The organism is Magnetospirillum sp. 15-1 (genome assembly GCF_900184795.1).
In the GTDB taxonomy this organism is placed as follows: Bacteria; Pseudomonadota; Alphaproteobacteria; order Rhodospirillales; family Magnetospirillaceae; genus Phaeospirillum.
Window position 1 is genome coordinate 14,390 of record NZ_FXXN01000012.1, and the last position, 24,188, is coordinate 38,577.

Sequence of the window (24,188 nt, forward strand, 5' to 3'; positions counted from 1 at the left end):
TAAGGCAAGCCATGCCCAAGACCAATGTTTACGATGACGAGGAAGTGAGGGAGTTCGTTGACCAGCTACATCGGCTGGCGACCTACAGTGAAATGGCAGAGGTTTGCTTAGAGAAATTCGGACCGGACAGGGCTTGGTCGCGCTCGAAAATCGTCCGCTATTGGCAAACCGAGCGGCCAGCCCACAAGGGCTACCGGAACCGGATCGACGGCAACAAGGAATTGCGCAATTTCATTGACGAACGTTTGGGGAGACTGACCCTGGACGAGTTGGCGACTGAATGTGTGAAGGAGTTCGGAGCCAAGAACTCGCCTTCACGGTCCAGCATTCACCGCTATTGGGACCGAGTTCGGCGACGGCGCAAGTAGCCGCTCTTGAAAGCGACAATCGGAGAGCATATTGTGAAGCCTGCTGAGGAGCAGGTTGTCCACCAACCCTCCCCTCTCCTCAGATAAGGGCCTGCCGGGTGGACCGGACAGACCCTTAGCATTTCAGGGGGGCCGATCCCGCCAAGTCGCGGTCTATCGCGGTATATCCCGCCTCTCCACGACCTTCCTGACAAGATTCTACAACCTTATTGAAACTCACAGCCAGCGGGCCAGCCTCCCCCCTCCCCCGGGTTCGGGTTCGAGGACCATCCGCCAGAACGCGGCCGAACCCTGTCGGGCCGCCTCCACCGGATCAGCCCAGGTCAGCGCGCCCACTCGCCCGTTCCCCAGGACCTTGCAGCCGCAGGCCATGGCTTCGGCCGCCAGCCGCCCGAAGCCATGATAGGCCACCGGGGCCATGACCACATGGCGGTAACGGTTCAGCAGCGCCGGCATGGCCTCGTACTCCACCGCGCCATAGGCCAGGACGTCCATGTCCAGCCCGTTCGCCCGCATTATGGACTCGGCCTCGGGGCTGTTGTGGCGCAGCGGGTCGGCGAAGGCCAGGGCGCGGTCCGGGCGGTCGGCCCAGGGCACCATAACGCGAAAGCGCTCCAGGTCGATGGGGGGGGCGATGACGCGGGTGTCGCGCGGTAACGCGATGATCGAGCCGATCACCCGCCTTTGGCCCGGCGACAGGAAGCGGACCACGGAACAGCTCCGGTAGAGGCGGCGAAAGGCATCGGGAATAGCGCGGCCGCAGCGACAGCCCAGGTAGCCCAGGGGCTCGGCCCGGACACAGCGCGCATCGCGCATGGCGCAGGGCTGAACGTCATGCTCGGAGACCACGCTCCGGCCGGAATAGCCGCGCAGGCGCGTCGCCCACAGGTCGGCGAAGGCGTATTCCGCCTCCTCTCCCAGGCCGCCCTCGGGCCGCAATCCGGCGATGACCACCGCATCGAAGCGGTCGAGCCCAGGGTCTGCGTCGGGTGTCACGGCAAAGACCTCCACCCCGGCCGGCCGTTCGGCCATCAGCTGGGACAGCGTCAGTTCGGCCCCCCCCCTGGTGGACGGCAGCGGCCTGGCATGGACGAACAGGACCTTCATCGCTCTCCCCGCCTCAGGCCGCCCAGGCCTCGGCCAGCGCCGCTCCGACCAGGGCGGCGCTGGCATTCCAGCAATATCGCAGGACATGCCGCCGCCCGGCCTCGGACAAGCGGCCCCTCAGCTCCTCGTCCTCGGCGATGCGCGCCAGGGCCGCCGTCCACGCCTCGACATCGAGCGCGGGCAGTATGAGGCCGCCCGGCCCCGCCGTCTCGGGCAGGGCACCGGCATCGGACACCAGGACCGGGCTGCCCCGGCACAGGGACTCGGCTACCGGCATGCCGAAGCCCTCGTAGAGCGACGGCGTGCAGTGGGCCAACGCCGCGCCGTAGAGGCCGGGCAGCAGGTCTTCGCGCACATAGGACAGCAGGCGCAGTTCGCCCCTGGCCATCAGGTCACGCCACGGGCGACCGCCGCCCCACTCGCCCCAGCCGCTGGCCCCCGCCAGCACCAGGGGGACTCTTTGCCGCAGGGCCTGCGGCAGGCGGGCATAGGCAGCGACCAGGGTGTTCAGGTTCTTGCGCGGCTCCAAGGTGCCGACACAAAGGAAATAGGACCGCTCGACCAGTCCCAGCTCCGCCAACGCCGCCGGGCCGGCCGGTGCGCTCTCCAGCAGGGACGGCCGCAATCCGGGCGGCGCCACCCGGATCTTCTCGGGCGCCACGCCGTAATGCCCGGCCAGCTCGCGGGCGGTGAAGGGGGAAACGGCGATGATCCGTGGCGCGGCCTCCAGCACGGCGCCCAGACCGGCCAGCCAGGCCAGACGGCTGGGAGGATGGGTGCCGGGATGGCGAATGAAGGACAGGTCGTGAACCACCGGCACACAGGGCTCGAACGAATAGGTGGGGCGAAAATTGGGCGCGAAGCACACCGCCCGCCCGCCCGGCACAACCGGCTTGCCCAGCCGCCACAATCCGGCCCGCACGGCATGCCAGGCCAGTCTCGCCCCCGGCACCCGCCGCAGCAGGCTGCCGGAGAGGTTGGGCGGCGGACGCAGGTTCCGGTTCCAGCCCAATCCGGTGAAATAGCGCCATTCGGCATGTCCGAGGGTCGAGGGCAGGCGCTCGATGATGGCCCTCGCATAGTGCCCGACCCCGGTCAGGGGCGGCATGAGGCAGGAGGCATCCACCAGGACCCGCATGGTCAGCCCGCCTCACGCATGGTCGTAGAAATGGGGAGACAGCCGCCGATACACGGCAATTCCCACGGGCAGCCACACCAAGCCATGCAGCGAGGCCACCATCATCAATGGCCAGGCCAGCGTCCCCTCCAGCAACAGACTTCGCCAGGCCTCCATCAGGCCGGCAAGGGGATTGAGCATCATCATGCCCCGCCATCCGGCGGGCACCTGATCGAGCCGGTAGATCACCGGCGTGCAGTACAGCAGGAAGGCCAGCACGACGCGGACCAGATGCTCCATGTCCCGCAGCACCATGTTCAGACTGCCCACCAGCAGGGTCAGGCCCAGCAGCACGACGGCCTGGATGGTGAACAGCACAACGATGCCGGGCAGCCAGTCCCATTGGGGATGGATGCCGTACACCGCCAGGATCACCGCCACCACCGGCAGCGAGGCGGCGAACTGCCAGCCGTCCTGCAGCACTTGCCCGGCCGCCAGCAGCCAGTGGGGAAACCGCACTTTCTTGATCAGGTCGCGGTTGCCGGCAAAGGCCCTCGTCCCCGCCACCACCGAATTGCCCGCCCAATGCCAGGCGAACAGGCCGCTCACCAGAAAAGCCACCATATCCTCCCGGCCCAGCGGCAGCACCACATGAAAGGCGAAGGCGAAGACCAGGGTCAGGCCCAGCGGATGGCCCAGCGACCAAAGATAGCCGAGCCACGAATTCTTGTAGCGCACCTTGATCTGCATGGCGGCGATGACAAGGCCCATTTCGGCCAGACGGCTGCTTGTTCCCGTCATGGCAGGGAATCCGCCGCCGGCGGCAGCAGGCCCAATGCCGCCAGGACATCTCCCGGCGGCCCGTCATGGGTGATGCGGTGCCGGCCCACAGCGATCATCCGCCGGCAATTGGCCAGGATGTCATCCACCAGATTGCTGACGATGACCAGGGTGACCCCGTCGGCATTGAGGCGGCGCAGCCGCTCCTCGCAGCGGCGGCGAAACTCCACGTCCCCCACCGCCAGGGTTTCGTCCAGCAAGATGATGCCCGGATCGGCATTGACGGCCACCGAAAAACCCAGCCGGGCGACCATGCCCGAGGAATAGGTGTAGACGGGCTCGTCGATGTAATCTTCCAGCCCGGCGAATTCCACGATCTCGTCGAAGCGCGCGGCCACCTCGCGGCGCCGCAGCCCCAGCAGCACGCCGTTGAGCAGCACGTTGTCGCGGCCGGAAAGGTCGGGATGGAAGCCGGCACCGAGTTTCAGCAGGGGCACGACCCGTCCGCTCACCCGGACCTGGCCGGCGCAGGGCCGGGTCACGCCGGCCATCAGGGCGAGAAGGGTGGTCTTGCCGCAGCCATTGGGGCCGAAGATCCCGACCGCCTCGCCCCTGCCGATGTCGAGGGAGATATCCTCCAGCACCACGTGGCGGGCCGCAATCCGCTCCGGCCGTCGCCGCAGCAGGGAGTACAGCGCGGCCTTGACGCCACCGCCCTTCCGGCTGGCGGGAAAGCTCTTGCTGACCCTGTGAAGGCTGATGACCGTGCTGTCAGATGACGAGGTGTTCGTTCCGCAGGAGGGTGACATAGCGTTCAACCTGCTCCTCCAGCGCCGGTTGCGGGCCATAGGCCTCCGCAAGCAAGCGGACGATATCGCCCACCGCCGTCTCGCCGTCGCACAATTCATAAATCAACATGGCGATAGGGTTGAGATAGTGTACCCGGCCACGCCCGGCATCGTGCACCACGATGCCGCCGGCCGCCTCGGCGACTTCCAGATCGTCACGCCTGCGCGGAAGCCCTGGCGTCACCCCTCGCCGCCCCCGCCCGATCCAGCGGCATAGGCGGTGCTGCCCACATGGACGTTGATGGAATCCATGTCGAAGGACACCATGGCCGGCACCGCGAAGGCCGAACCGGCCAGCAGACGCTTCATGAACTTGCGCCGCTTGGGGTCGACCCGTTCAAGCACCTTCTCGTCATCCATTCGCTGAATCTCCCGCCCGACAAGAACCACGGAACAGATCAAACAGTAGCGTCTTCGATTCCTCAAGGGAGCCATTATACAAGAGGAACGTCCTCGAGCAATGAATCAGGCGAAACGGCGCCGAAAGCCAGGTGATGGACCGGTCGGGAAAGGTGGTTCGGCGCGTCAGGCGCCGCACCGCCTTGGTCGCCTCGAGGGGGGCGATCCTGGATGACTGCCCATGGGCCGGCCGGATGAACACGATGTCGTCCACCAAGCCGGTGGAAATCCGCCATGGACGGCCGAGATCGCGGGGAGATATGGCCCGCACGGTCTTCCCGTCCGGATCGGGCTGGGCCGGCAGGTGGGGCCGCAGGGCGGTGAGGCCGGGAATCAGCCGGAACGTGCCCTCGCGGGCATGGAAGCGACGCGGCCACGGCGTGGCCATCAGCCTGTCGTCGATCAGCACCATTTCGTCGGCGTGGACCTCCACCCCGTCAGCCAGCAGGCCCAGCATCAGCGTGGTCTTTCCCGCCCCCTTGCGGCCGACGAACAGCACGCGGCGCCCATCCAGGGTGGCCAGGCCGGCATGAACCCGCATGTGCGGCGCCAGGCTATCGTGCACCGCCTGGTGCAGGACGCTGTAAATCAGGTCGCGGGCACCGTCGGGATCAAGGGCGATACCGGCCGGTGCCCCGTCGGCCGACACCACCAGCCGTCCCGGTGACCGCGTCTCGACCGCGAAATGTATCCGGGCGATGGCGTCTCCGCCCTGTTCGGCATCCTGGGCGAGAAAGCGCAGCGAGTGGAGCAACTCGGACGAATCGCACGAGATTTCCACCTCATGGGTGAGCAGTCGAAAGCGCAGTTCACCCCCCGTCATGGCACCCCCCGCCGGGAAGCAGTGATCGCAGGATCGCCGGGGCCAGGTCCAGCGGCTCGCCCGCCCAGGGAAAGCGGAACTGGACCATGCCGGGGCTGCCGTTGAGCTCGAGGATGGCCCAGTTGCCCACGCCCGGAGGCTCGTCCGGGCGCGACAGGATGGCATCCACCGCGGCGATCCGCATTCCCGGCAAGGCCTGACACAGGCGCTCGATGTGGCTGGCGTAGCCGGGGTGCTGTCCGACGATCCCCACCAGACTGTCCCCTCCCATGGCGGCGTTCGACGCCTCGCGCAGGTGCACCCGCCGGCCCAGGGCGGGAATGCTCGTCTCGTCGAGTCCCTGACGGGCCAGCATTCCTCTTTCCAGCTCGCCGATGGTCACCGGCCCCTGGCCGGTTTTCCTGTATTTCAGCCGGTTCTTGCGGGCCAGCAACCGAAGGATTGTCGACCGGCCGTTACCCTCCACATGGGCGGGGCGGTCGACGCGGATTCCGACCACCCGGGGACGGATATAGAAAAAACGGACGGCTTGGCCGGGAACATGGTCTTCCACCAGAAGGCGCTTCCCCGCGGCCGCGATGCGCTCCGCCGCGTCCCCGATGGCGTCAGGATCCGTCAGGTTGGGAAAGACCTTTTCCCCCAGGCTGCCGTCCACGGGCTTCAGGCACACCGGGCGGCGGCGCGACAGGGCGTGGGCTATTGCCGCCCCGGCCTCATGCGGGGGGAAAGCCATGCCTTCGGGCACCGGAAAACCGAGAATCCCCAGCACGATTTTCGATGCCAGCTTGTCGATGGTCATCGGCCGGCAGCCGGCGTTGAGGTGACGGCAGTCCTGCAGGGGAGCGCCGGGCGGGCCGACCAGTATTCTTCCGGCCTGGAAATGGGCGATGCGGTCGGGCAGGTCGACGGCCAGCCACCAGCCCGGGTTGACCGCGCCGCCCGGCGCGGCCTCGTGACGAAGAGCCCGAGCCGGCAGCTCCAGGGCACGCGCCGCCTGACACAGGCAGGCGACCTGAAGGTCGCCCTTGCGGGCGAAGTCCAGGGCCAGCCCATCGGATTGGAAGGCCGACAGGATCGGGCGAACCGTCATCAGGCGACAATGGGGGCGGGCGCCGCCCAGTCGGGGAGGAGCAACGCATCCATAAGGGCGCCGGCCACATCCTGGGGCTCCCCCTGCCAGGGGAAGTGAAAGGGCACCATTCCGGGACTGCTGTTGGCCTCCAGAACCACGTAATTGCCGTCGGCGGCCGGAGCGGTGGGGTCCAGAATCTTGGTGTCCACGGCGGTCACCCGCAGCCCGGCGATGGCGTTGCACAGGCCTTCGATCTTCTCGACATAGCTGGGGTGCAGGAGGTCGCGGCAATTGATGCCGTCGCCCCCCCTGTAGCCGTTGGACACGGAACGCAGGAACAGCCGGACTCCCTCCGGCGGCACATGGTCGAGCCCAAGCCCCAGACGCTCCAGGTGGAACATCAGGTCGTCATCGATGGCGATGGGGACATGGCCGGTGCGGCGCACCTTCTCCATATTTTTCGCCTGGATCAGTTGCCCGATGGTGGACACGCCATCGCCATCCACATTGGCCGGCAGGTCCATGCGCACCCCGGCCACCCGGGGATGGATGTAATGGAAACGCACGGCGGCGCCGGCCCAGGACCGCTCCACCAGCACGACACGCCCGCGCGCCGTCACCTGGCGAAATGCCCGCCGCCAGTGCGCCTCTTCGCTCAGATTGGGAAAAACGTCGGTGCCCTTGCCCCGCCCGTTGGACTTGATGCAGATCGGACCGCCCAGCCCCCGGCAGTAGGCGATCGCATCCTCCTCGTTCTCGGCACGGAACAGGCGCCCCTCGGGCACGGGAAAGCCCAGGATGGTGAACAGATCCTTGGAGACCTGCTTGTGGTTGGTGACGGGCACCAGCATGCCGTTGATGTGCCGGCAATCCTCCCGCCCGACGCCGGGGGGACCGACAATCAGCCGTCCCTGCTTGAAATAGGCCACCTTGTCGTCCAGGCCCAGACGCAGCCAGGGCTCGCCCTCGCAATCCGTGACCGCGTCCAGTCTTGGGCCATCGATACCCCGCCGGCGCGCCGCCCGGATCAGGCAGGCGGCATGGAGGTCTTTCCGCTCGACAAAGTAGCCGGCCAGCGGATCACCAGCCAGAAACACCTTGACCCTGTCCGTACCGTATTCTTCCATGCCCCCTCCGTCGTGCCCCCGAATGTGCAGCCTCCAAGACGATGCTGCAATCATGCTGGTGGCGTAGGAAGGAGAATCGGCTGATGAGCGCCATGGTGCCGCGATCGGGCGTCTGGGCCGCGATGACGGCGGGTCTCGGCGCGGCCTGCCTGCTGCTGGCCGGTTGCGGCGCGTATTTCCTGCCGCGCCAGCAGAAGGCCTCGGCCATGGCGGCGGCGGCCGGCTGGGACTACCGGCTCCTGACGGCGGGGCCGTTCGCCCTGGCCAGCGCCACAGGTCCATCGGCCCAGGGCAGCCAGACCCTGACCGTCTATCTCGAGGGCGACGGTCTGGCCTTTCTGGGCAATGGCCGGAGCTCCCCCGATCCCACCCCCAATGATCCCTACGGCCTGCGACTGGCCTTGTCCCATCCCGGGGGACAGGCCGCCTATTTGGGCCGGCCGTGCCAGTATTCCCTGGTCGCGGCCTGTACCCCCCGGTACTGGACCAGCCACCGCTATGCCCCCGAAGTCATCGCGGCCGTCGGCGATGCGCTGTCGCAGTTGAAGCGACGAACCGGCGCGCGGCGGCTGATCCTGGTGGGGTATTCCGGCGGCGGCGCCCTGGCCGCGCTGCTGGCGGCCAGACGGGACGACGTGGCGGCCCTGGTCACCATCGCCGCCAATCTGGACCTGGGGGAATGGACCCGGCGCGAGGGGCTCACGCCGCTATGGGGCTCGGAAGACCCGGCAACCCAGGCCGCCGCCCTGCGGGGGCTTCCCCAGGTCCACCTGGTGGGGGGCCGCGACGAGGTCGTTCCGCCCTATGTGATGCGCTCGTTTCTGGCCAAGATGGGACCGGGAGCGACACCCGCCATGGAACTGCCCGAATTCGGGCACGATTGCTGCTGGGCCGACGACTGGGGCCGTCTCGCCCGCCTGCCGGCCATCACCGCGTTGCCCGGCTGGCGATCACCGTGACCCACGCCATGGATCGCGCCGACCTGCTCGCCCCCATGGCCCCCGAATTCCGGCTGCTGTGCCTGGCGGCGAGGGCAGCGGGACCAGAGGAATTCGCCGCCACCTGCGCCAAGGTCGGGGATTGGGGCGCGGTGTGGTCGGGAGCGCTGTTTCATCGGCTTGTCGCCCCGCTTGAAGCCACCATCGGCCGGGCGGCCCCCGGCGTGGTTCCCAAAGGATTGGTGCAGGACCTCCAGCGGCAGGTGATCGTCGAGAGCCTGCAATGCCGCAAGCTGGCCGCCGAGCTGACCGTGCTGGTCCAGCGGTTCGAGGCCGCCGCAATCCCGGTCCTGGTCCTCAAGGGCATCGCCCTGTCCATCCATCTCTATGGAGCGCCGGCCAGCCGCGGGCTCGGCGACATCGATCTCCTGGTGGCCCCAGCCGAGTTGAAAAGGGCGGACAGGGTGCTGCGCCAGGCCGGATACCGGCGCAAGGGCGCGGCGTTCATCGAGTACCCCGCCGGTCCCCGACATGCCCGCATCAAGGACATCTGCTACGTCCATGGCGACACCAAGGTGGTCGTCGAACTGCATCAGCGCCTGACGGAAAACCCCCACCTTCTGCCTTGGGCGCATGAGGACCTCTGGCGGCAGAGGGAATTCGTGGAGGTCGAGGGCACGGCGGTCCCGGTGATGCCCGCCCACCTCCTGCCGGTCTATCTGGCCGTTCATGGCGCCGGCCACTGCTGGGAGCGCCTGCGCTGGCTTGCCGATCTGGCGGATCTTCTGCGCCCCGGCCGACAGGCGAAGCAGGCGCTCGCCACCGCCCGCGAGATGGGCCTGGCAAGGCCGTTCGGCGACGCCCTTGCCCTATGCCATCATTGGCTCGGCCTGCCGGTCGACGCATCCCTTCTGCCGGCACCAGGGACCCTGTCCCCCTTCATCCGCCGCTTCTTCGCCGGCAACCGCTGGAATCATTCCCCTCGCCCGGGTGACCTGGAATGGCTGCGGCGGCAATCCCTGTGGGGGCGCCTCCACCGTCTGTCGCTGCGGACCGAGTGGCGTTACCAGGCATGGGAGCTGGTCGCGACATTGATCTGGCCGCCCGACTGGGAGGTCATCCGCCTGCCCGATTCCCTGTTCTGGCTATACCCCGCGTTGCGGCCGCTGGGATGGATTCTGCGGCGCCGTCATCGGCCATGACCGGCCCGCTTCCCGGTGCGACCGAGTGATACCCACCACACCGTAAGCAACCTTATTATATATACGACAATCAACCCAGGGTCATATTTGAAACAACGACAGGCCCATCGATAACGGCGCAGCTCACTACAAGTTGGAACAAGATATTACCGATCCGGGATCGAAACGCCATTGCCAGTGCCGCACGGCTTCATTAATAATAATTCAAGTCTATGTCCGACGACTCCGCTGTGGGGGCAAATTTGAAGAAGCTAACGCTCCTTGTAGTGGCTATTGCAAGCATGGCCGGTTCAAAGGTCATGGCTGCCGGCACCTATAACTCCACCAACTCGGTCGCTTCACCCCAGGTGTCGCAGCAGTCGTCATCCCAAACCGCGACGCAGATTTCGTCGCGGATCAGTCAGGCGGTGTCCGGCGCGACGGGCGGTACCGGCGCCACCGGCGGCTTTGGTTCCGGCGGCGGCACCGGTGGCGGCACGGGCGGCTTCGGTTCCGGTTCCGGTGGCGGTACCGGCGGTACTGGTGGCGGAAGTGGTGTTGGAGGCTCGTCCCAGGGCAGTTCCCTCGACGACGGCGTGATCGGCCGCTCGGCCGGTTCCGCCGACAAGGCGTTCGGGCTGTGGTTCAATGTCGGAACGGCGCGGGCCAGCGACACTCACGCCTTCGAGTCGTTCCACGGCACCATCGCCACCTTCGTGGGCGGCGCCGATTACCGCGTGAACGACAAGATGTTGGTGGGAATGGCGGTCGGCTATGAAATGGCCCGCATCACCACCACGTTCAACAACGGCGCCATGACCGCCGACAATGCGGCGATCGCCCCCTATTTCGGCTATTCGTTCAACGACTATCTGAGCCTGGATGCCACGGTCGGCTACGCTTTCGTCAATTACGGGCTGACCCGCAACAGCGGCGCGATCAAGGGCAGCACCGATGGCGGCCGTGTTTTCTCGTCCACCAATATCACGGCGCACACCAGCCTGGACAACTGGCAGCTGAGCTCCGGGCTTGGCTATCTGTATCTCCTCGAGCACCAAGGCAGCTATACCGAAGTGGGAGTCGGGGGGAACGCGGTCTCGGCGGTGAACATCCGCCTCGGGCAGTTGCGCTCGGTCAACAAGATCGGCTACCTGGAGAAGACGGAATGGGGCTCGATCATGCCCTATCTGCTGGTGCGCCCCGAGTATGACGTCAGCAAGACTCCGGCGTCCCTGCTCGACGCCGCGACCAGCACCAAGGCCACCGGCGACCGCTTCGGGACGACGTTCGGCCTGGGCCTGGGCATGAACATTGGTGACGACAGCTCCGTCACCCTCGAAGGCACCACCAGCCAGTTCCGCCGCTACCTGGGCATGGATGGACTTTCGGGCACCATCCGTCTGGCATTCTGAGCGTCCGGGACTACCTTCTTAAAGGAGAGGCGCGTTCGCCCGGCGGATGCGCCTTTCTTCTTACGATTGCGGCATCTGCGGCGGATCACGGAAACGGGTGGAGTTGATGAAGGTCGCCATCATCGTCGACTGGCTGTCGGTGATCGGTGGAGCCGAGCGGGTCCTGGCCGAGATGACGGCGCTTTATCCCTCGGCCCACCTCTTCGCCGTGGTGGATCATCTGCAGGACCGCGCCATCCTGAACGGCTGCCCGGTGACCACGAGCTTCGTGCAGGGGCTGCCGGGAGCCGGCCGCCACTACCGCCGTTATCTGCCTCTGATGCCGTTGGCGGTGGAGCAATGGAACCTCGGCGGCTACGACCTCGTTCTGTCCGCCAGCCATGCCGTCGCCAAGGGCGTCATCTCCACCCCCTGGCAGGTCCACATCGCCTACATCCACACCCCCATGCGCTTCGCCTGGGACCTGCAAGACGAGTCCCTGGAACAGGCTGCCCTCAGCCGCCCCGGAGGTTGGATCGCCCGCTGGCTGCTGCATCGGCTGCGCCTGTGGGATCAGATTTCGGCGCAACGTCCCGACCACCTGATCGCCAATTCCGCCTTCGTCGCCGACCGCATCCGCAAGTATTGGCGCCGCGAGGCCGAGGTGATCCATCCCCCGGTGGCATGCGGGCGCTTCGAGCCCAGAGCGAGCCCCGAGGATTTCTATCTCAGTGTCTCGCGTCTGGTGCCGGGCAAGCAGATCGAATTGCTGGTGCGGACCTTCGCGGCCATGCCGGACCGCCGCCTGGTGGTGATCGGCGACGGACCGGAATTGAAGCGGCTCCGCCGGATGGCGAGCCCCAACGTCAGCATCATGGGCTGGCAGCCGGACGAGGTGGTCGCCGATCACATGGCCCGCTGCCGGGCCTTCATCCTGGCCGCCACCGAGGATTTCGGCATCGCGCCGCTGGAGGCCCAGGCGGCCGGGCGGCCGGTGGTGGCCCTTGGGCGGGGCGGGGCCCTGGAAAGCATGAACGGGCTGGACCACTCACGCCCCAACGCCGTCTTCTTCGCCGAGCCGACGGTTGCCTCCCTGCGGGACGGACTGGACCGGTTCGAAGCCAACGCCGCCCGGTTTTCGCCCCATGAGTGCCGCGCCAATGCCGAGCGCTTCGCCCCGCAGCGCTTCCGTGACGCGCTGGCCCAGGCGGTGAACAAAGCCATGGCGGCCCAGGGACGGCGGTCCCCATGATCGCGGGGATCGTCGCATGCGTGGCGGGACTGGGGCTCGGCCTCGGCTCGGTGGCGTTCTCCCTTCCCGTTTTCGCCCTGGGCGTCTGGCAGCAATCCGAACCGATGGTGGTGGCGGCCCATGCCGGCGCGGCCTTGTGCTGGCTCGGCCTGGCCCTCGCCTGCCCCCCCACCGCGCTGGCCGAGCGGCTGCGCTCGCCCCTGGTGCTGCCGCTGCTAGCCCTGGCCCTGTGGGGAGCGCTTGCGGCCCTGTGGTCCGATCACCCGCTGCGCTCCATCCTGGGACCGCCGCAAAGTGGCGAGGGGGCGCTGTGGAGCCTGGATACCGCCGCCTATGTGGTGGCGGCCTGGTGGCTGAGGGATTGCCGCCCCGCCGCCTTCCGCCGCCTGGCCTGGGGCGGAGCCGTCGCCGTTCTGGCGGTCGGACTGGTCAATGCCCCGATCCTGCGCTCGGCCACCATCCTGGGGGCGCTGCCATCCTTCTTCAGCTTTCCCAAGTTCCTCGGCTTCAGCGCGTTGGGGCTGTTCCCGGTGGCGTGGCTGCTGCGGGCCCAAGGTCGGCGTGGCTGGGTTGCCATGCTGTCGGCCGGGGTCGCCGGCCTGCTGCTGTCGGATAACCGCTCGGCCATGAGCGGGCTTCTGATGGCCGCCCTGTTCCTGTTCCCGATAAGCGGCCCTGCCCATCATGATCGCCGCCGCCTCGTTCTGCCCCTTGGCGCCTTGGCGGTCACGGCGGCGGCCGTCCTGCCCTACGTCGTGCTCCGCCATGCCGACTGGTTCCACGGCAGTTTCTCCCTATGGTCCCGATCCATATTGTTGGGCGCGGTGGATGGCCTGATCTTCGACGGCGCCCCGGCGGCGCTGTTCGGGCACGGCTGGCACGCTTACCAGGAATTCCTGGCCCGGGGCATCGCGGAGACCGGTATCTCGCTGGTGGATGGGCAATGGAAGGACCTGACCCGCGACGAATTCCACGCCCATAACGGGGTCATCCAGGCCGCCTTCGCCATCGGCCTGCCGGGTGCGTTGCTGATGCTGCTGTCGCGCGTCGCCATTGTCTGGGGGGCGGCAGGCGCCGCCGCCGGCATGGCCACGGCCTTCGCCGTCTGCCTGACCCTGACCGAGGCCACCTGGTTCATGCTGGCGGCCAGCCTGGCTTATCTGGGCCTGGCCATTGCCGCCCTGGCGCCGCCGCTGGAGCCCGCACCGGCCGCCGCCGGGCGTGGCGGAGACGCCGCCCGAATCTTCGCCCTGGCCTCGGCCCTGGTCGGATGCGGCCTTTCGGGGCTGTTGCTCATCCATGCCCAGGCGACGCGCCAACTCATAACCTGCATCAAGGCGGACCAATGCCCGTCGGCCCCGGTTCCCGACCATTTCATCGGCGGCGGCAGCGAGATCGCGGCCCTGATCAATACGGTGGTGGGAGGCCGAACGGGAGCATTCAACAATCAGTCCCTGGCCATTTTGGTCCGGCGCATGGCTCTGCGACGGGACCGCCCGCCATCAGCGCTTCTGTCCCTCGCCCTGTGCCACGTCTTCGGACGGGCGGCGTTTCTGCCCCGGACATCGCGCTTCGGCGCGCTGACCCGCGAGGACGAAACCCTGTGGCGCGATGAGGTCCTGCGATTGCTGGAGGTGGCACCGGGCCGGCAGGACATCGCCGCCATCCACCTCAACTGGCTTGTCCAGCAGGGGCGCGAAAGCGAGGACACGATCGTTCTTCCCGAACTGGAACGCCGCTTTCCCGACCATCCCGTGGTTCAGTGGTTTCGGGGATTGCGCATGATCGCCGGGGCCGATGCCGGGCAACGGCGGGCCGGCCTGATCCGCTTGCGCCAGGCCCTGGACGGTGGAATCAAGCGCTTCGTCGTGGTCCCGGCCGAGATCGAAGCCGGCATCAGCAACGCCGGACTTGCGCCGTGACGCCCAACGGCATCCGGCTGATCCAGGGATTAGCCATGGTGGTCAGCGGCACCCTGGCCTATCTGATCCGGCACGCCACGCTGGCCATGCCGCTACGCTATGGCGTGGCCATCGCCGCCGGATCGCTGCTGATGATGGGAGCCCAGCGGCTGCTCTCCCGCTTCCCCCGGCAGAGCCCGTCAGCTGACCTGTGGCGTCATGCCGAAGCCGTGGCGAGCATCGCCGCCATCCTGGTCACGGCCGCCTTCGCGTTGAAGGTATCGACCGGCTTTTCACGCTTGTGGGCGGTCTACTGGATGGCATCCTCGTGGTTCTTCCTGGCGGCCATCGACGCCGTCTGGGAGCGGTACAGGGCACCCCGGCGGATCGTGGTGGCGGGACCGGCCGCGTTCACCGAGCCGATCAAGGCCCGCCTCACCTCGGGTGCGGTCGCGGACATGGAATTCATGCCTCTGCCCGATCTGGTCCGGTGGCTCGACCGCCACGAAACGGTTGACGGCCTGGTCGATGAAATCATCGTGGTGGGCCCGGTGCCGGACGATGCGGTGCGGTCCGCGCTGATTCTTGCCCTCCACGGGAATCCGGTGGACTTGCGCTACTGCGTCGACCTTGGGGGCCTCCTTCCCGAGGGATGGGCCAACACCCCCCTGGGCGAGCTGACGGTGCCGCTGGCGCCAATTCAGCCCCTGAGGCAGCGCATGATCAAGCGGTTGGAGGATTTGGTGCTGACCCTCCTTGCCCTCCCCGTCCTGTTGCCCGTTTTGGCGGCAATCGCCCTGATGATTCGTCTCGACAGTCCTGGGCCGGTGCTTTTTCGCCAGCGTCGCCTGGGGCTGGGAGGGCGGGCTTTCACCATTCTCAAATTCAGGACCATGCTGGACGATGCGTCGTTGCAGGCCGAGGCGCCACAGGCCCGGAAGGGAGACGACCGCATCACCCGGTTGGGCCACCACCTCCGCCGTTCGGGCCTCGACGAGCTGCCGCAGATCTTCAATGTACTGAAGGGAGAGATGTCTCTGGTCGGCCCCCGCCCCCATGCCCTTCCCCACGACGTGCAGTGGTCGGCGGCGGTCGCGGGCTACACGAGGCGCTTTGAAATGAAGCCGGGGATCACCGGACTGGCCCAGATAAAAGGATGCCGTGGTCCTGTTGACCTTGGAAGGCCCATCGAGGATCGCTTGGCGATGGACATGGCATATATCGCATCCTGGTCCCTAGCCCTTGACCTCCAGATCATCATCAAGACGGTCCGGAATAGATTGGCTGGCGATACCCCGGACCTCTGAAACGGCCCCCCCCTGGAACCGTCATGCTCCAGGGGGGGGGAATCGCGCGGACCATGGCGGAGGGCCTACGCCCGCCCACCGCCCGGCACCTTCTACAGGGTCATGCGAGTCGAAGACGGTGAGGTAGCCGTCGATGCGCCGGGTGGTCACCTCCCGCTGGGGAATGGTGGTGCCGAGCGCCTTGGCGACGTGTCGTCACATGCCGCAATGATAAGCGCAAGAGATATGACGAAGGGCAGAGAAAAATGTTTGGATCGAATGGGCATCTTGGTATCCCTGGCCTGGCGGGGCCGGCTCATGAACTCTGGACGACGGCCCGCACGTACTGTACCGTATCGTACAGTTTTGGCTTTAGCAATGCGGTTTTCGGCGGCAGGGAAAGGCATCCATGAGAGACGAGCGGAAAGCGGTCCCCGGTAAACCCCAGGCACGTGGAATTGCCCGCAGGGCCGCCATGCTCAGGGCGGCGACGGAACTGTTCCTGGAGAAGGGATTCGAACGCACCAGCCTGAGCGATATCGTCGATCGCTCCAAGGGGTCCCGCAGTACTCTTTATGAGTATTTCGGCAATAAGGAAGGCCTGCTGCGGGCCATGGTCGAGGACACTGCCGCCATGATGCGTCAGAACGTCGGCATCGACAGCGTTGCGCAGGGCATGACCGAAGCCGGGCTGGTCGAACTGGGGGTTCGCTTCATCCGCGCCGTCCTGGCGCCGGATGTCGTCGCGGTCTATCGGATCGTGGCCAGCGAAGGCCGTTGGGTTTCGGGCATCGCCGAACTGTTCTATCAGGCGAGCGTCCAGGAACAGAAGAGCCGCCTATCCGACTGGTTCCGGCAGGCACGGTCTTCCGGGGGGTTCAAGGACATTTCCCCCGACGACCTGACGCGCCTTTTCGTCGGGATCGTCCTCGCCGACTTCCACGTTCGGCATACTATCGGCCTGGACCCAACCTGGGACGACGACGAGATTCAGCGCCATACCAAGCTGGCGGTGGGGATTTTCCTGGCCGGAATCAGGTTGCCGCCCGACTGAATGGAGAAGAGGGAATGACCTTTCATGCCCCGAACCAAAATTGTCGAAGCCGCCACGAGCCATCAGTCAGGCGACAGCGCCGCTAAACGTGGCAGGACGGTTTCACGAGCCTTGGTCACATCGTCGACAAAATCGATCTCGGTCCATGAAAGGTCGCTGATGTCGGTGGCGGCGAACCGCTCGGGTTCGGCCAGGATCAGGTCGCGGATCGCTTCCTCGTATTCCAGGCCGGTCTGCCCCTGTTCCACATACCGGGCACAACGGTCGGCCAGCAGAATCGCCATGGCGGGAGAGAAGCGGAAGAAACCGACCGATTCCCCGTGCCAGTCATGGGCATGCTCGGGCTTCTTGCGGAAGTCGACGATCCGTTCGTTCCGCAAGCAGATCTTCACCGGCTCGTCGCCCGGCTCGATCTCGCGGTCCAGCAGCAGCACGTTTTCGGCCGGAGCGGCCAGCAAGCGGCCGATCATGGCCGGATCGTACAGCACGTCACCATCCATCAGGATCACCGGACGACCGCACCGCAGCCGTTCGGCCTGCACCCATAACGATACCAGGCTACCCAGCCGGAAATCGGGGTTTTCGATCAGGCGGACCCGGCCTTCCAGGCCCAGCCGCGCCACTTCCCGCCGGATGGCGTCGCTCTGATAGCCGACGGTCAGCCCGATATCCTCGACGCCATGGGCCATCAGGGCGTCCAGATGGCGCTCCAGCAGGGTCTTGCCCCCGAATTCCAGCAGCACCTTGGGGCCGGGAATCGCGCCATCCAGTCTGCGGCCGACACCGGCGACCAGCAGGATGACGGCCGGGGAAGATTTCGACATGTTATCGCTGAAACTCATGTGAACCCCTCTTCACGCGGCCTTCATTTCGCCGACGATGTCCGCGACGGCTGCCAGCAGGCGCTGGAAATCGGCCGGATCGATAGCACCGATACAGCCGATACGGAAGCTATCGGCCCGACTGAGCTTGCCGGGATAGATCAGGAATCCCCGCCCGGCCAAGGCCCGGTAGAAATCCTCGAACCTGAACCAGCCCTCGGCCGGGCTGTGGAAGGTGGCGATGATGGGCGCCTGCACGGCGGGGGCGAGGAACAGCCGGAATCCAAGCCCGGTCATGCCGGCCGCCAGGGTGGCGAAATTCTCCTGATAGCGCCGCAGCCGGGCCGGCGGACCACCTTCGGCCTCCAGATGGCGCAATGCGGCGACCAGCGCCGCCACCACCTGGACCGGCGGAGTGAAGCGCCATTGTCCGTTGGCTTCGAAGCCGCGCCACTGGTCGCAAAGATCGAGGCTGAGGGACGGGCAGACATTCCGGGCGGCGGCCAGCGCCCGCCTGTCGATCAGGGCGAAGCCCAGCCCCGGCACCCCCTCCAGGCATTTGTTGCTGGAGGCCATGATCGCGGTGGCCGGATGGCGCCTAAGATCGATGGGCAGGGCGCCGAAGCTGCTCATGGCGTCCACCAGCAGCGCCTTGCCGTGACCGAGGACGATTGCGGCAATCTCGGCTAGGGGATTGAGCAGTCCGGTCGTGGTCTCGCAATGGACCATCGCCACATGGGTGATGGACGGATCATCGGCCAGCGCCCGGCCGACGCGGGCGGGGTCGACCGGCTGATCCTCATTCCAGGACAGGGTCTCCACCTGCCGGTTCAGGCGGTGGCCCATGGCGGCCATCCGCTCGCCATAGGCTCCGTTGACCAGCACCAGCAGCCGGTCGGCCGGCCCGACCAGGGTGGCGATGGTCGCCTCGACGATGAAGGTGCCGCTGCCCTGCAACGGTACCGCCACATGGCTGCCCTCGCCATGGACCAAGGCCAGCAGCCTTTGGCGCATCTCCGCCGTCAGGGCGATGAAGGCCTCGTCGCGCGACCCCCAATCGCGCAGCATGGCCTGGCGGGTTTCCGGGCGGGTCGTCAGCGGTCCCGGGGTCAGCAGGATGGCGGGCTGGGTCATCAGGCGGCGTCACCGGCTTCACCGGTCTGAAGGGCCTGGACGGCGATCAGCCGGCGAAGACGCCATCCGGTCAGCAGCGCCATCAGCGTCGCTCCGATGGCCGCGCCGACCAGGATCGGCAGCAGCCAGTTCAGCCAGGCCAGCGGCGCGAACAGATACAGCAGATCGTCGATGTCGAAGCCGAAGGCACCGGAATAGGCCTTGACGGTCAGGTTCTGCCGCTGCTCCAGGACTTCCGACCAGTGGCCGCAGAGGAACAGCGACACACCGGCGATCAGGCCGAGGACAATGGCCCAATCCCCCAGGGAGGAGTTGCGCAGGCCGACGCCAATGGCGACGAAGAACACCGGATTGACGATGTTGTCGACCAGACAATCCCAAGCCCGGCCTTCCGGCGTCGCCATGTTGCCGATGCGCGCCAGTTCGCCGTCGGCCCGATCGAGAAAAGCCGAAAGCAGCCATAGCCAGCCGCCCCACCACGTCCACTCGGAATCCCCCGGCAACAGCGCGGCGGCGGCCATCAGGCCGGTGATCAGGCGAAGGGTGGTGATGTGATTGGGGGTGACCCCGGTGCCAACCAGCGGGCGGACCAGCGGGCGGGCCAGTCGATGCGTCCACGAACCACCCATCATGACGATGTCTCCTCTATCTTGGATGGCGCGGCACCGACCAGACGCCGCCCCTCGATCCATTGCCAGGCCAGCAGCCCCGGAACCCCCAGGAACAACTCGCGGATCCGTTTCAACAGCGACAGCTCGATGGCGCTCTGCGGCCCGATGCCCAGAAGCCCGCACACCAGGATGAAGCCGCCTTCCTGAATACCCAGGGCGCCCGGCACCGCGAACCCCAGGGCACGGATGGCCTGACCCAGGCTTTCGATGATCAGGGCCTCGCGCAGATCGACCGGCACGCCGACCACGTGCAGGGCGGCCATGACCTCGAGGGCGCCCAACAGCCAGGACATCAGATGGTGCCCGGTCCCCAGGACCAGCCGGCGCGGCGATTTGTACAACTCGACGATGGCGAGATGCAGTCCCGCCACATCTTCCAGCCCCTTCCAGTTCTGCCGGCGGGCCAGCCGCAGCAGGGCGCTTTCCAGGACGAGGAACAGCCCCATCCGCTGGGCCAGGATGAAAGCCACGACGACGCCCAGCGCCGCCAGAACCCCGCCGACGATCCAGTGGACGGTTCCCATCGTGTCGGGATTGGCCATCAGCAGGCCCAGGCCCAGCACGGTGAAGATCACCTGGCTGAGCATTTCCAGGGTGAGATCGACGGTGACGGCGGCGCCGGCCTTGTTGAGCGCCACGCCGCGCAGGGCCATCAGGCGGGCGCCGACGAATTCGCCGCCGATCTGGGCCACCGGCAGCAAGGCGTTCACCCCTTCCCGGATCAGTCGCAGGCCGAAGACCACCGGACGCGACGGGACCTGGGGGGAAATCACCACCGAGCGCCACGCCAGTCCTGACGAATAGCTCTGGGGGAAATGCAGGGCGATCACCAGGAGGATTCCCCATCCGGCATTGGCGATACTGGTAGCGATTTCCGCCCCGCCATGCATCATCACCAGACCGATGGTGAGGGCCAACCCGATCAGGGTGGACAGGATGGCGGTTACCTTCATCGGGCGGCACCCTCGCCCAGGAAGTCCCGGAACCGCCGGGCAACCTCGCCGGGGCCGATCGTCGGCCGCCCCAATTTGGCCAGCGAACCGGGAGCGATGCGGACATGGATCAGAGACGGGCCGGATTGCCGGGCTGACCGGTCCAGCGCGGCCTCGAACCCCGCCAGGCTTCGGCAGGAGGCGGCATGGCGGTAGCCGCAGGCCAGGGCCACCGCGGCGAAATCCACCGAGGCGGAAACCGTGGCCTGCCCGCCGGTGGAATCGTGGACGCCGTTGTCCAGCAGGATATGAACGAGATTGGACGGGGCATACGATCCGATGGTGGCCAGGTTGCCCAGCTTCATCAGGGCGGCGCCATCGCCGTCCAGAACCACCACCTTGCGCCATGTGTTGAGCGCCACGCCCAGCCCCATGGCGCTGGCTCCGCCCATGGAGCCGACCTGATAGAGATGCTGGCGCCGGTCGGCCAGGGTGAACAGCTCGCGGCCGCATTTGCCGGTGGTGGCGATCACCGCCGTGTCATCGTCGGTGCGGGCCAGAAACCGCTCCAGAACCGCGATGCGGCTCGGCGGTTCCCCGGCGGCGGGATCGTCGAACCGCTGGCCCGGCTCGGTCTGCGGCGATGGAGCGGGCAGCAGGGGCTCGTCCGCGACGCTGTCCTTGGCCATCACCAGGGCATAGAGACCCCCGGCGCGCAGATGGTCGGCGGCCAGGGCCAGGGCCGGGGCCAGGGCGGCGGCGTCCGTGGGAAACGGCGCGGTTTCGACTCCCACCAGTCTCAACAGATCGTGGGTGATGGCGCCCATCACCGTGTGCTGCGGCTCGTCCGCGACCCCCGGCTGGCCGCGCCAGGTGGTGATCATCAGAGTCGGAACGCGGAAGGGAGCGTTGAGCGACGTCAGCGGGTTGACCGCGTTTCCCAGGCCGGAATTCTGGCACATGACCACGCCTTGACGCCCGGCCAGCCACGCGCCGGCGGCGATGGCCACGGCCTCGCCCTCGCTGGTCGCCCCCACATAGCGCAATGTCCGGTCGTTCAGCACGCCGTTGATCAGGGGCGTGAGAAAGCTGCACGGGACTCCGGTAAAGAAGTCGAATCCGCATCGGCCGGCCTCGGCTATGAACTCATGGGCGGTAATCATCGATGGATCGGCCAGACAGGGGGTTCGAGGGAATCAGGCGAAGTTTCGCGCATCCGCGACGTCGGTCAGGGTATCCACGTCCAGCCAGTGGGCGGTGATGAAATGTATCATTACCGGATATTTCGCAGCCAGCCGGGTAAACAGCAGCGGCAGGTCGGCGGTCTCCAGAAGGCCCTCGGCATCCATCGCCGCGATTTCGTCCCCGACCCAGCCGGCCCCCTGGGCGCTGAACCGCGCCAGTCCGATCCACTCCCCCGTCATGGCCTCGGGCGGAATGTCCGTCGACATGGACATCAGGTGCACGGACAGGTCGTCCAGGTAATCGCCGGAGAACGGACGGTCCGTCACCACCAGATCGCGGGGTGTTCCAGCGGGCTTGGCCTTGCCTCCCGACGCATCCACCGTCAGCACGATATCGCCCGGGGTTTCCAGCAATCCCTCCAGGATATAGTCGCGGAACAGGACGTCGCCATAGACGACGATGGTCTCGCCGTCGATCATGTCGTCGGCGCAAGCCAGCGAGAACACCTCGCCGGTTTCGGCATGGCGATCATTATCGATGGTCCGGATGCCCTTCAGCGCCACCGCGTCCTTGAGGGCTCCCCGGACTACCGCGATATCGCGGATTCCGGCACCCGACAGAGTGGTCACCAGACGCTGCAACAACGACTGCCCCCGAATGTCGATCATGCATTTGGGATGCAGGCGGGTCAGTTCGCCGAGGTTTCCCGCCGATGCCGCCAGGATGATGGCCCGCGCGGTGGCCTTGCCGGGCAGATAATGCCGTTCGGCGCTTTCCAATTCGGCATTGCCGACCAGATGGAAGATATCCTTGACCCCGGAGATGCGTCCTTCCACCTCTCCCAGGGATTCGCTTTCGAAAATCTGCCGGCTGGTCTCACGCATGGCGGAAATGGCGGCCCGCAGATTGTGATTGGCCCAGATGATGGTGGAAATGCCGGCCTGACGGAACACGTCGGAGGGGGTGGCATGATACATGGTGGGAACGATCACCAGGGGAGCCCGGTTCTGCCAATGCTTGGCGAAAGTCAGAATCTCGCCCGCATTGGACTGCTTGGAATGGATCAGGATGGCATCGGCACCGGCCGCGTGATAGGCCTCGGCCCGCCGCAGAGCCTCATCCATGCCATGGCCGGAAATCAGGGCCTCGACCCGGGCGACCAGAACGAAATCGTCGTCGCTCTGACTGTCCTTGCCGGCCATGATGCGGCCACAGAATTCGTCGACATCGGCCAGAGGCTGCCTTTCGCCGATGAAGGAGTTGGTCTTGGGGAACAGCTTGTCTTCGATGCACACGCCGGCGATCTTGCGGTCGCACAGTTTGCGGACCAGACGGCGGACGTTGTTGAAATTGCCATAACCGGTGTCACCGTCCACCAGAATGGGCCGGGCGGTCGCGTCGGCCATGTATTCCAGCACGTCCAGAACCTGAGTCCACGAGGCCTCGTTGCTGTCGCGCAGGCCGAGGCTGGCCGATATGGTCAGTCCCGAGGCCCACAAGCCCCGAAAGCCGGCCTCCTCGACGATTCTGGCCGACAGGCCGCTATGGGCCTCCATCAGGAAGGAGAGCCGGGGCGAGAAGATCTCTTCGCGAAGCGCGGCAAATCTGGTGCGGGGGGGAATGGCGGCTTCACCGAGGGCCAGGATGGTTTCGCGCTCCGCCTCCATATGCGGTGCGTCGATGTCGTCATCCACCGTCGACAGGGCGACAGAGGACTCGCTGACCACGTCGTCAAAGGAATTCACCTCGGTGATAGACATATCGAGTCTCTTCTCATCTACGGCAGACCGAGGATGCCCCGTCGTTCAATTGGCCGGTAAGCCGGCTGCAAATGTCCGAATGGCACTTGCCGTCACAGGTGGCCAGGACCGCAAGCCTCAAAAATAAGGATGGAAAACGGGCGGCGCGAGATAGACATGTCGGGTATCCCGAAAAGACTGGCGGCACACACGGCGGGGGCGGGCACGGAGGGCAGATGACATACTGTACGGTTTAGGCCGTAGACTCATTACGCGGCGCACCAAATGCGCAGGGCGACGAGCTTTACGGCGGCGAGGAAATTCCGTGGGTCTTTGTCATAGCGGGTGGCGATCCCCCGGAAGTGTTTGATCTTGTTGAAGAAGCGTTCGACCAGATTGCGCTGGCGATAGACCCAGGCGGAAAAGGCGAAGGTGCCCTTGCGGTTGGACCTGACCGGGATGTTGGCCCAGGTCTTGTTCTTCTCGGCCAAGGCCCGAATGGCGTTGCTGTCATAGCCCTTGTCGGCCAGCAGGGTTGAGCCGTCGCCCAAGGCTCCATCGAGCAAGGCTTCGGCCTCGACGCTGTCGTGGACCTGCCCGGCGGTCAGGCGCAGGGTGACGGGACGGCCTTCCGCATCGACGAGCGCGTGGATTTTGCTGGTGAGCCCCCCACGGGAACGTCCCATGCTGCCATCGTCGAGAGCCCCTTTTTTCCCGTGGCCCCGTGTTGGTGAACGCGGACACAGGTCGAGTCGATCATGATGATGTCGCCATCGTAAGCCTTGGAGATTTCCTCCAGAAGCCGGTCCCAGACGCCCGCCTTGCGCCAGCGGACGAACCGGTTGTAGCAGGTGGTCGATGGGCCGTAGCGCTCGGGAACTTCCGCCCAAGGCGAGCCCGTGCGGAACCGCCACAGGATACCGTTCAGGACCCGACGGTCATCAACCCGAGGCACGCCGCGAGGCTTGTTCGGAAGCAAGGGCTCGATGATCGACCATTCGTGATCCGTCAACTCGTACCGCCGCCGTGCCATCAATGCCCTCCGTGCCAGAGGGAATCGTT

General features: G+C 66.5%; 24 protein-coding genes. 8 read left to right on the forward strand and 16 right to left on the reverse strand.

Annotation, left to right across the window (positions count from 1 at the left end):
- The first annotated feature begins 11 nt into the window (after positions 1 to 11).
- Positions 12 to 368, forward strand: coding sequence for a hypothetical protein (locus CP958_RS01180; RefSeq protein ID WP_096700196.1), 357 nt, complete (start codon positions 12 to 14; stop codon positions 366 to 368).
- 216 nt (positions 369 to 584) lie between these two features.
- On the opposite strand, the gene CP958_RS01185 is transcribed toward CP958_RS01180, so the two are convergent.
- From CP958_RS01185 to CP958_RS01225, 9 genes are read right to left on the reverse strand one after another with little or no spacing between them, the layout of a single operon-like run.
- Complete coding sequence (locus tag CP958_RS01185) at positions 585 to 1,475, reverse strand: glycosyltransferase family 1 protein (RefSeq protein ID WP_096700197.1); 891 nt, start codon at positions 1,473 to 1,475, stop codon at positions 585 to 587.
- A 13-nt stretch (positions 1,476 to 1,488) separates the two neighbouring features.
- Positions 1,489 to 2,613, reverse strand: a complete 1,125-nt coding sequence (locus CP958_RS01190) for a glycosyltransferase family 1 protein (RefSeq protein WP_096700198.1) — start codon at positions 2,611 to 2,613, stop codon at positions 1,489 to 1,491.
- A gap of 12 nt (positions 2,614 to 2,625) precedes the next feature.
- Positions 2,626 to 3,393: an ABC transporter permease gene (locus CP958_RS01195; RefSeq protein WP_096700199.1), complete on the reverse strand. Its 768-nt coding sequence runs from the start codon at positions 3,391 to 3,393 to the stop codon at positions 2,626 to 2,628.
- On the reverse strand, positions 3,390 to 4,181 hold the full coding sequence (locus CP958_RS01200; protein ID WP_170958786.1) for an ABC transporter ATP-binding protein: 792 nt from the start codon (positions 4,179 to 4,181) through the stop codon (positions 3,390 to 3,392). Before CP958_RS01200 ends, CP958_RS01195 begins: the two co-directional genes overlap by 4 nt.
- Complete coding sequence (locus tag CP958_RS01205) at positions 4,144 to 4,404, reverse strand: PqqD family protein (protein WP_170958787.1); 261 nt, start codon at positions 4,402 to 4,404, stop codon at positions 4,144 to 4,146. The genes CP958_RS01200 and CP958_RS01205 overlap by 38 nt, the downstream gene beginning before the upstream one ends.
- The gene (locus tag CP958_RS01210) at positions 4,401 to 4,580 is read right to left on the reverse strand and encodes a hypothetical protein (protein ID WP_096700202.1); all 180 of its coding nucleotides are present in this window, start codon (positions 4,578 to 4,580) and stop codon (positions 4,401 to 4,403) included. Before CP958_RS01210 ends, CP958_RS01205 begins: the two co-directional genes overlap by 4 nt.
- Positions 4,573 to 5,442 carry a hypothetical protein gene (locus CP958_RS01215; protein ID WP_096700203.1) on the reverse strand — a complete coding sequence of 290 codons (870 nt, stop codon included), beginning with the start codon at positions 5,440 to 5,442 and terminating at the stop codon, positions 4,573 to 4,575. The genes CP958_RS01210 and CP958_RS01215 overlap by 8 nt, the downstream gene beginning before the upstream one ends.
- A complete protein-coding gene (locus CP958_RS01220) occupies positions 5,429 to 6,532 on the reverse strand; it encodes a hypothetical protein (protein ID WP_096700204.1) in 1,104 nt (367 codons plus the stop codon). Before CP958_RS01220 ends, CP958_RS01215 begins: the two co-directional genes overlap by 14 nt.
- Positions 6,532 to 7,641, reverse strand: coding sequence for a hypothetical protein (locus CP958_RS01225; RefSeq protein ID WP_096700205.1), 1,110 nt, complete (start codon positions 7,639 to 7,641; stop codon positions 6,532 to 6,534). Before CP958_RS01225 ends, CP958_RS01220 begins: the two co-directional genes overlap by 1 nt.
- 83 nt (positions 7,642 to 7,724) lie before the next feature.
- Between CP958_RS01225 and CP958_RS01230 the strand changes: the two genes are divergently transcribed.
- From CP958_RS01230 to CP958_RS01260, 7 genes are all read left to right on the forward strand, one after another.
- The gene (locus tag CP958_RS01230; RefSeq protein ID WP_170958788.1) at positions 7,725 to 8,600 is read left to right on the forward strand and encodes an alpha/beta fold hydrolase; all 876 of its coding nucleotides are present in this window, start codon (positions 7,725 to 7,727) and stop codon (positions 8,598 to 8,600) included.
- Positions 8,597 to 9,781, forward strand: coding sequence for a nucleotidyltransferase family protein (locus CP958_RS01235; RefSeq protein WP_170958789.1), 1,185 nt, complete (start codon positions 8,597 to 8,599; stop codon positions 9,779 to 9,781). The genes CP958_RS01230 and CP958_RS01235 overlap by 4 nt, the downstream gene beginning before the upstream one ends.
- Positions 9,782 to 10,062: 281 nt before the next feature.
- Complete coding sequence (locus CP958_RS01240) at positions 10,063 to 11,172, forward strand: autotransporter outer membrane beta-barrel domain-containing protein (protein ID WP_096700208.1); 1,110 nt, start codon at positions 10,063 to 10,065, stop codon at positions 11,170 to 11,172.
- 106 nt (positions 11,173 to 11,278) lie between these two features.
- A complete protein-coding gene (locus CP958_RS01245; RefSeq protein WP_170958790.1) occupies positions 11,279 to 12,403 on the forward strand; it encodes a glycosyltransferase in 1,125 nt (374 codons plus the stop codon).
- Complete coding sequence (locus CP958_RS01250; RefSeq protein ID WP_096700210.1) at positions 12,400 to 14,325, forward strand: hypothetical protein; 1,926 nt, start codon at positions 12,400 to 12,402, stop codon at positions 14,323 to 14,325. Before CP958_RS01245 ends, CP958_RS01250 begins: the two co-directional genes overlap by 4 nt.
- A complete protein-coding gene (locus tag CP958_RS01255) occupies positions 14,322 to 15,611 on the forward strand; it encodes an exopolysaccharide biosynthesis polyprenyl glycosylphosphotransferase (RefSeq protein ID WP_096700211.1) in 1,290 nt (429 codons plus the stop codon). The genes CP958_RS01250 and CP958_RS01255 overlap by 4 nt, the downstream gene beginning before the upstream one ends.
- 388 nt (positions 15,612 to 15,999) lie before the next feature.
- Entirely contained in the window at positions 16,000 to 16,644 is a 645-nt protein-coding gene (locus CP958_RS01260; protein ID WP_096700212.1) for a TetR/AcrR family transcriptional regulator, read from the forward strand.
- 62 nt (positions 16,645 to 16,706) lie between these two features.
- Here the strand turns inward: CP958_RS01260 and CP958_RS01265 are convergent, their stop codons facing one another.
- The 7 genes from CP958_RS01265 to CP958_RS01295 all read right to left on the reverse strand — a co-directional run bounded on the left by CP958_RS01265 (position 16,707) and on the right by CP958_RS01295 (position 24,159).
- Entirely contained in the window at positions 16,707 to 17,486 is a 780-nt protein-coding gene (locus CP958_RS01265) for a phosphocholine cytidylyltransferase family protein (protein ID WP_096700213.1), read from the reverse strand.
- A gap of 12 nt (positions 17,487 to 17,498) precedes the next feature.
- On the reverse strand, positions 17,499 to 18,599 hold the full coding sequence (locus CP958_RS01270; RefSeq protein WP_096700214.1) for a 2-aminoethylphosphonate--pyruvate transaminase: 1,101 nt from the start codon (positions 18,597 to 18,599) through the stop codon (positions 17,499 to 17,501).
- Entirely contained in the window at positions 18,599 to 19,231 is a 633-nt protein-coding gene (locus CP958_RS01275) for a CDP-alcohol phosphatidyltransferase family protein (RefSeq protein ID WP_170958791.1), read from the reverse strand. The genes CP958_RS01270 and CP958_RS01275 overlap by 1 nt, the downstream gene beginning before the upstream one ends.
- Positions 19,228 to 20,223: a lysylphosphatidylglycerol synthase domain-containing protein gene (locus CP958_RS01280; protein ID WP_096700216.1), complete on the reverse strand. Its 996-nt coding sequence runs from the start codon at positions 20,221 to 20,223 to the stop codon at positions 19,228 to 19,230. Before CP958_RS01280 ends, CP958_RS01275 begins: the two co-directional genes overlap by 4 nt.
- Positions 20,220 to 21,365: a phosphonopyruvate decarboxylase gene (gene aepY, locus CP958_RS01285; protein WP_096700217.1), complete on the reverse strand. Its 1,146-nt coding sequence runs from the start codon at positions 21,363 to 21,365 to the stop codon at positions 20,220 to 20,222. The genes CP958_RS01280 and aepY overlap by 4 nt, the downstream gene beginning before the upstream one ends.
- Before the next feature lie 33 nt (positions 21,366 to 21,398).
- The gene (gene aepX / locus CP958_RS01290; RefSeq protein ID WP_242442675.1) at positions 21,399 to 23,147 is read right to left on the reverse strand and encodes a phosphoenolpyruvate mutase; all 1,749 of its coding nucleotides are present in this window, start codon (positions 23,145 to 23,147) and stop codon (positions 21,399 to 21,401) included.
- A gap of 248 nt (positions 23,148 to 23,395) precedes the next feature.
- Positions 23,396 to 24,159 (reverse strand): IS5 family transposase gene (locus tag CP958_RS01295; RefSeq protein ID WP_096700011.1). Its coding sequence is split into 2 segments (ribosomal slippage): positions 23,396 to 23,829 and positions 23,829 to 24,159, totalling 765 coding nucleotides; the frame shifts between segments, so codons are not numbered across the junction.
- Positions 24,160 to 24,188 lie beyond the last annotated feature (29 nt).

Bases quoted from the DNA above. Each gene is read 5' to 3' on its own strand.
- CP958_RS01180 (WP_096700196.1), top strand. From the start codon at position 12: ATGCCCAAGACCAATGTTTACGATGACGAGGAAGTGAGGGAGTTCGTT.
- CP958_RS01185 (WP_096700197.1), bottom strand. From the start codon at position 1,475: ATGAAGGTCCTGTTCGTCCATGCCAGGCCGCTGCCGTCCACCAGGGGG.
- CP958_RS01190 (WP_096700198.1), bottom strand. From the start codon at position 2,613: ATGCGGGTCCTGGTGGATGCCTCCTGCCTCATGCCGCCCCTGACCGGG.
- CP958_RS01195 (WP_096700199.1), bottom strand. From the start codon at position 3,393: ATGACGGGAACAAGCAGCCGTCTGGCCGAAATGGGCCTTGTCATCGCC.
- CP958_RS01200 (WP_170958786.1), bottom strand. From the start codon at position 4,181: ATGTCACCCTCCTGCGGAACGAACACCTCGTCATCTGACAGCACGGTC.
- CP958_RS01210 (WP_096700202.1), bottom strand. From the start codon at position 4,580: ATGGATGACGAGAAGGTGCTTGAACGGGTCGACCCCAAGCGGCGCAAG.
- CP958_RS01215 (WP_096700203.1), bottom strand. From the start codon at position 5,442: ATGACGGGGGGTGAACTGCGCTTTCGACTGCTCACCCATGAGGTGGAA.
- CP958_RS01220 (WP_096700204.1), bottom strand. From the start codon at position 6,532: ATGACGGTTCGCCCGATCCTGTCGGCCTTCCAATCCGATGGGCTGGCC.
- CP958_RS01225 (WP_096700205.1), bottom strand. From the start codon at position 7,641: ATGGAAGAATACGGTACGGACAGGGTCAAGGTGTTTCTGGCTGGTGAT.
- CP958_RS01230 (WP_170958788.1), top strand. From the start codon at position 7,725: ATGAGCGCCATGGTGCCGCGATCGGGCGTCTGGGCCGCGATGACGGCG.
- CP958_RS01240 (WP_096700208.1), top strand. From the start codon at position 10,063: ATGGCCGGTTCAAAGGTCATGGCTGCCGGCACCTATAACTCCACCAAC.
- CP958_RS01245 (WP_170958790.1), top strand. From the start codon at position 11,279: ATGAAGGTCGCCATCATCGTCGACTGGCTGTCGGTGATCGGTGGAGCC.
- CP958_RS01250 (WP_096700210.1), top strand. From the start codon at position 12,400: ATGATCGCGGGGATCGTCGCATGCGTGGCGGGACTGGGGCTCGGCCTC.
- CP958_RS01260 (WP_096700212.1), top strand. From the start codon at position 16,000: ATGAGAGACGAGCGGAAAGCGGTCCCCGGTAAACCCCAGGCACGTGGA.
- CP958_RS01265 (WP_096700213.1), bottom strand. From the start codon at position 17,486: ATGAGTTTCAGCGATAACATGTCGAAATCTTCCCCGGCCGTCATCCTG.
- CP958_RS01270 (WP_096700214.1), bottom strand. From the start codon at position 18,599: ATGACCCAGCCCGCCATCCTGCTGACCCCGGGACCGCTGACGACCCGC.
- CP958_RS01275 (WP_170958791.1), bottom strand. From the start codon at position 19,231: ATGATGGGTGGTTCGTGGACGCATCGACTGGCCCGCCCGCTGGTCCGC.
- CP958_RS01280 (WP_096700216.1), bottom strand. From the start codon at position 20,223: ATGAAGGTAACCGCCATCCTGTCCACCCTGATCGGGTTGGCCCTCACC.
- aepY (WP_096700217.1), bottom strand. From the start codon at position 21,365: ATGATTACCGCCCATGAGTTCATAGCCGAGGCCGGCCGATGCGGATTC.
- aepX (WP_242442675.1), bottom strand. From the start codon at position 23,147: ATGTCTATCACCGAGGTGAATTCCTTTGACGACGTGGTCAGCGAGTCC.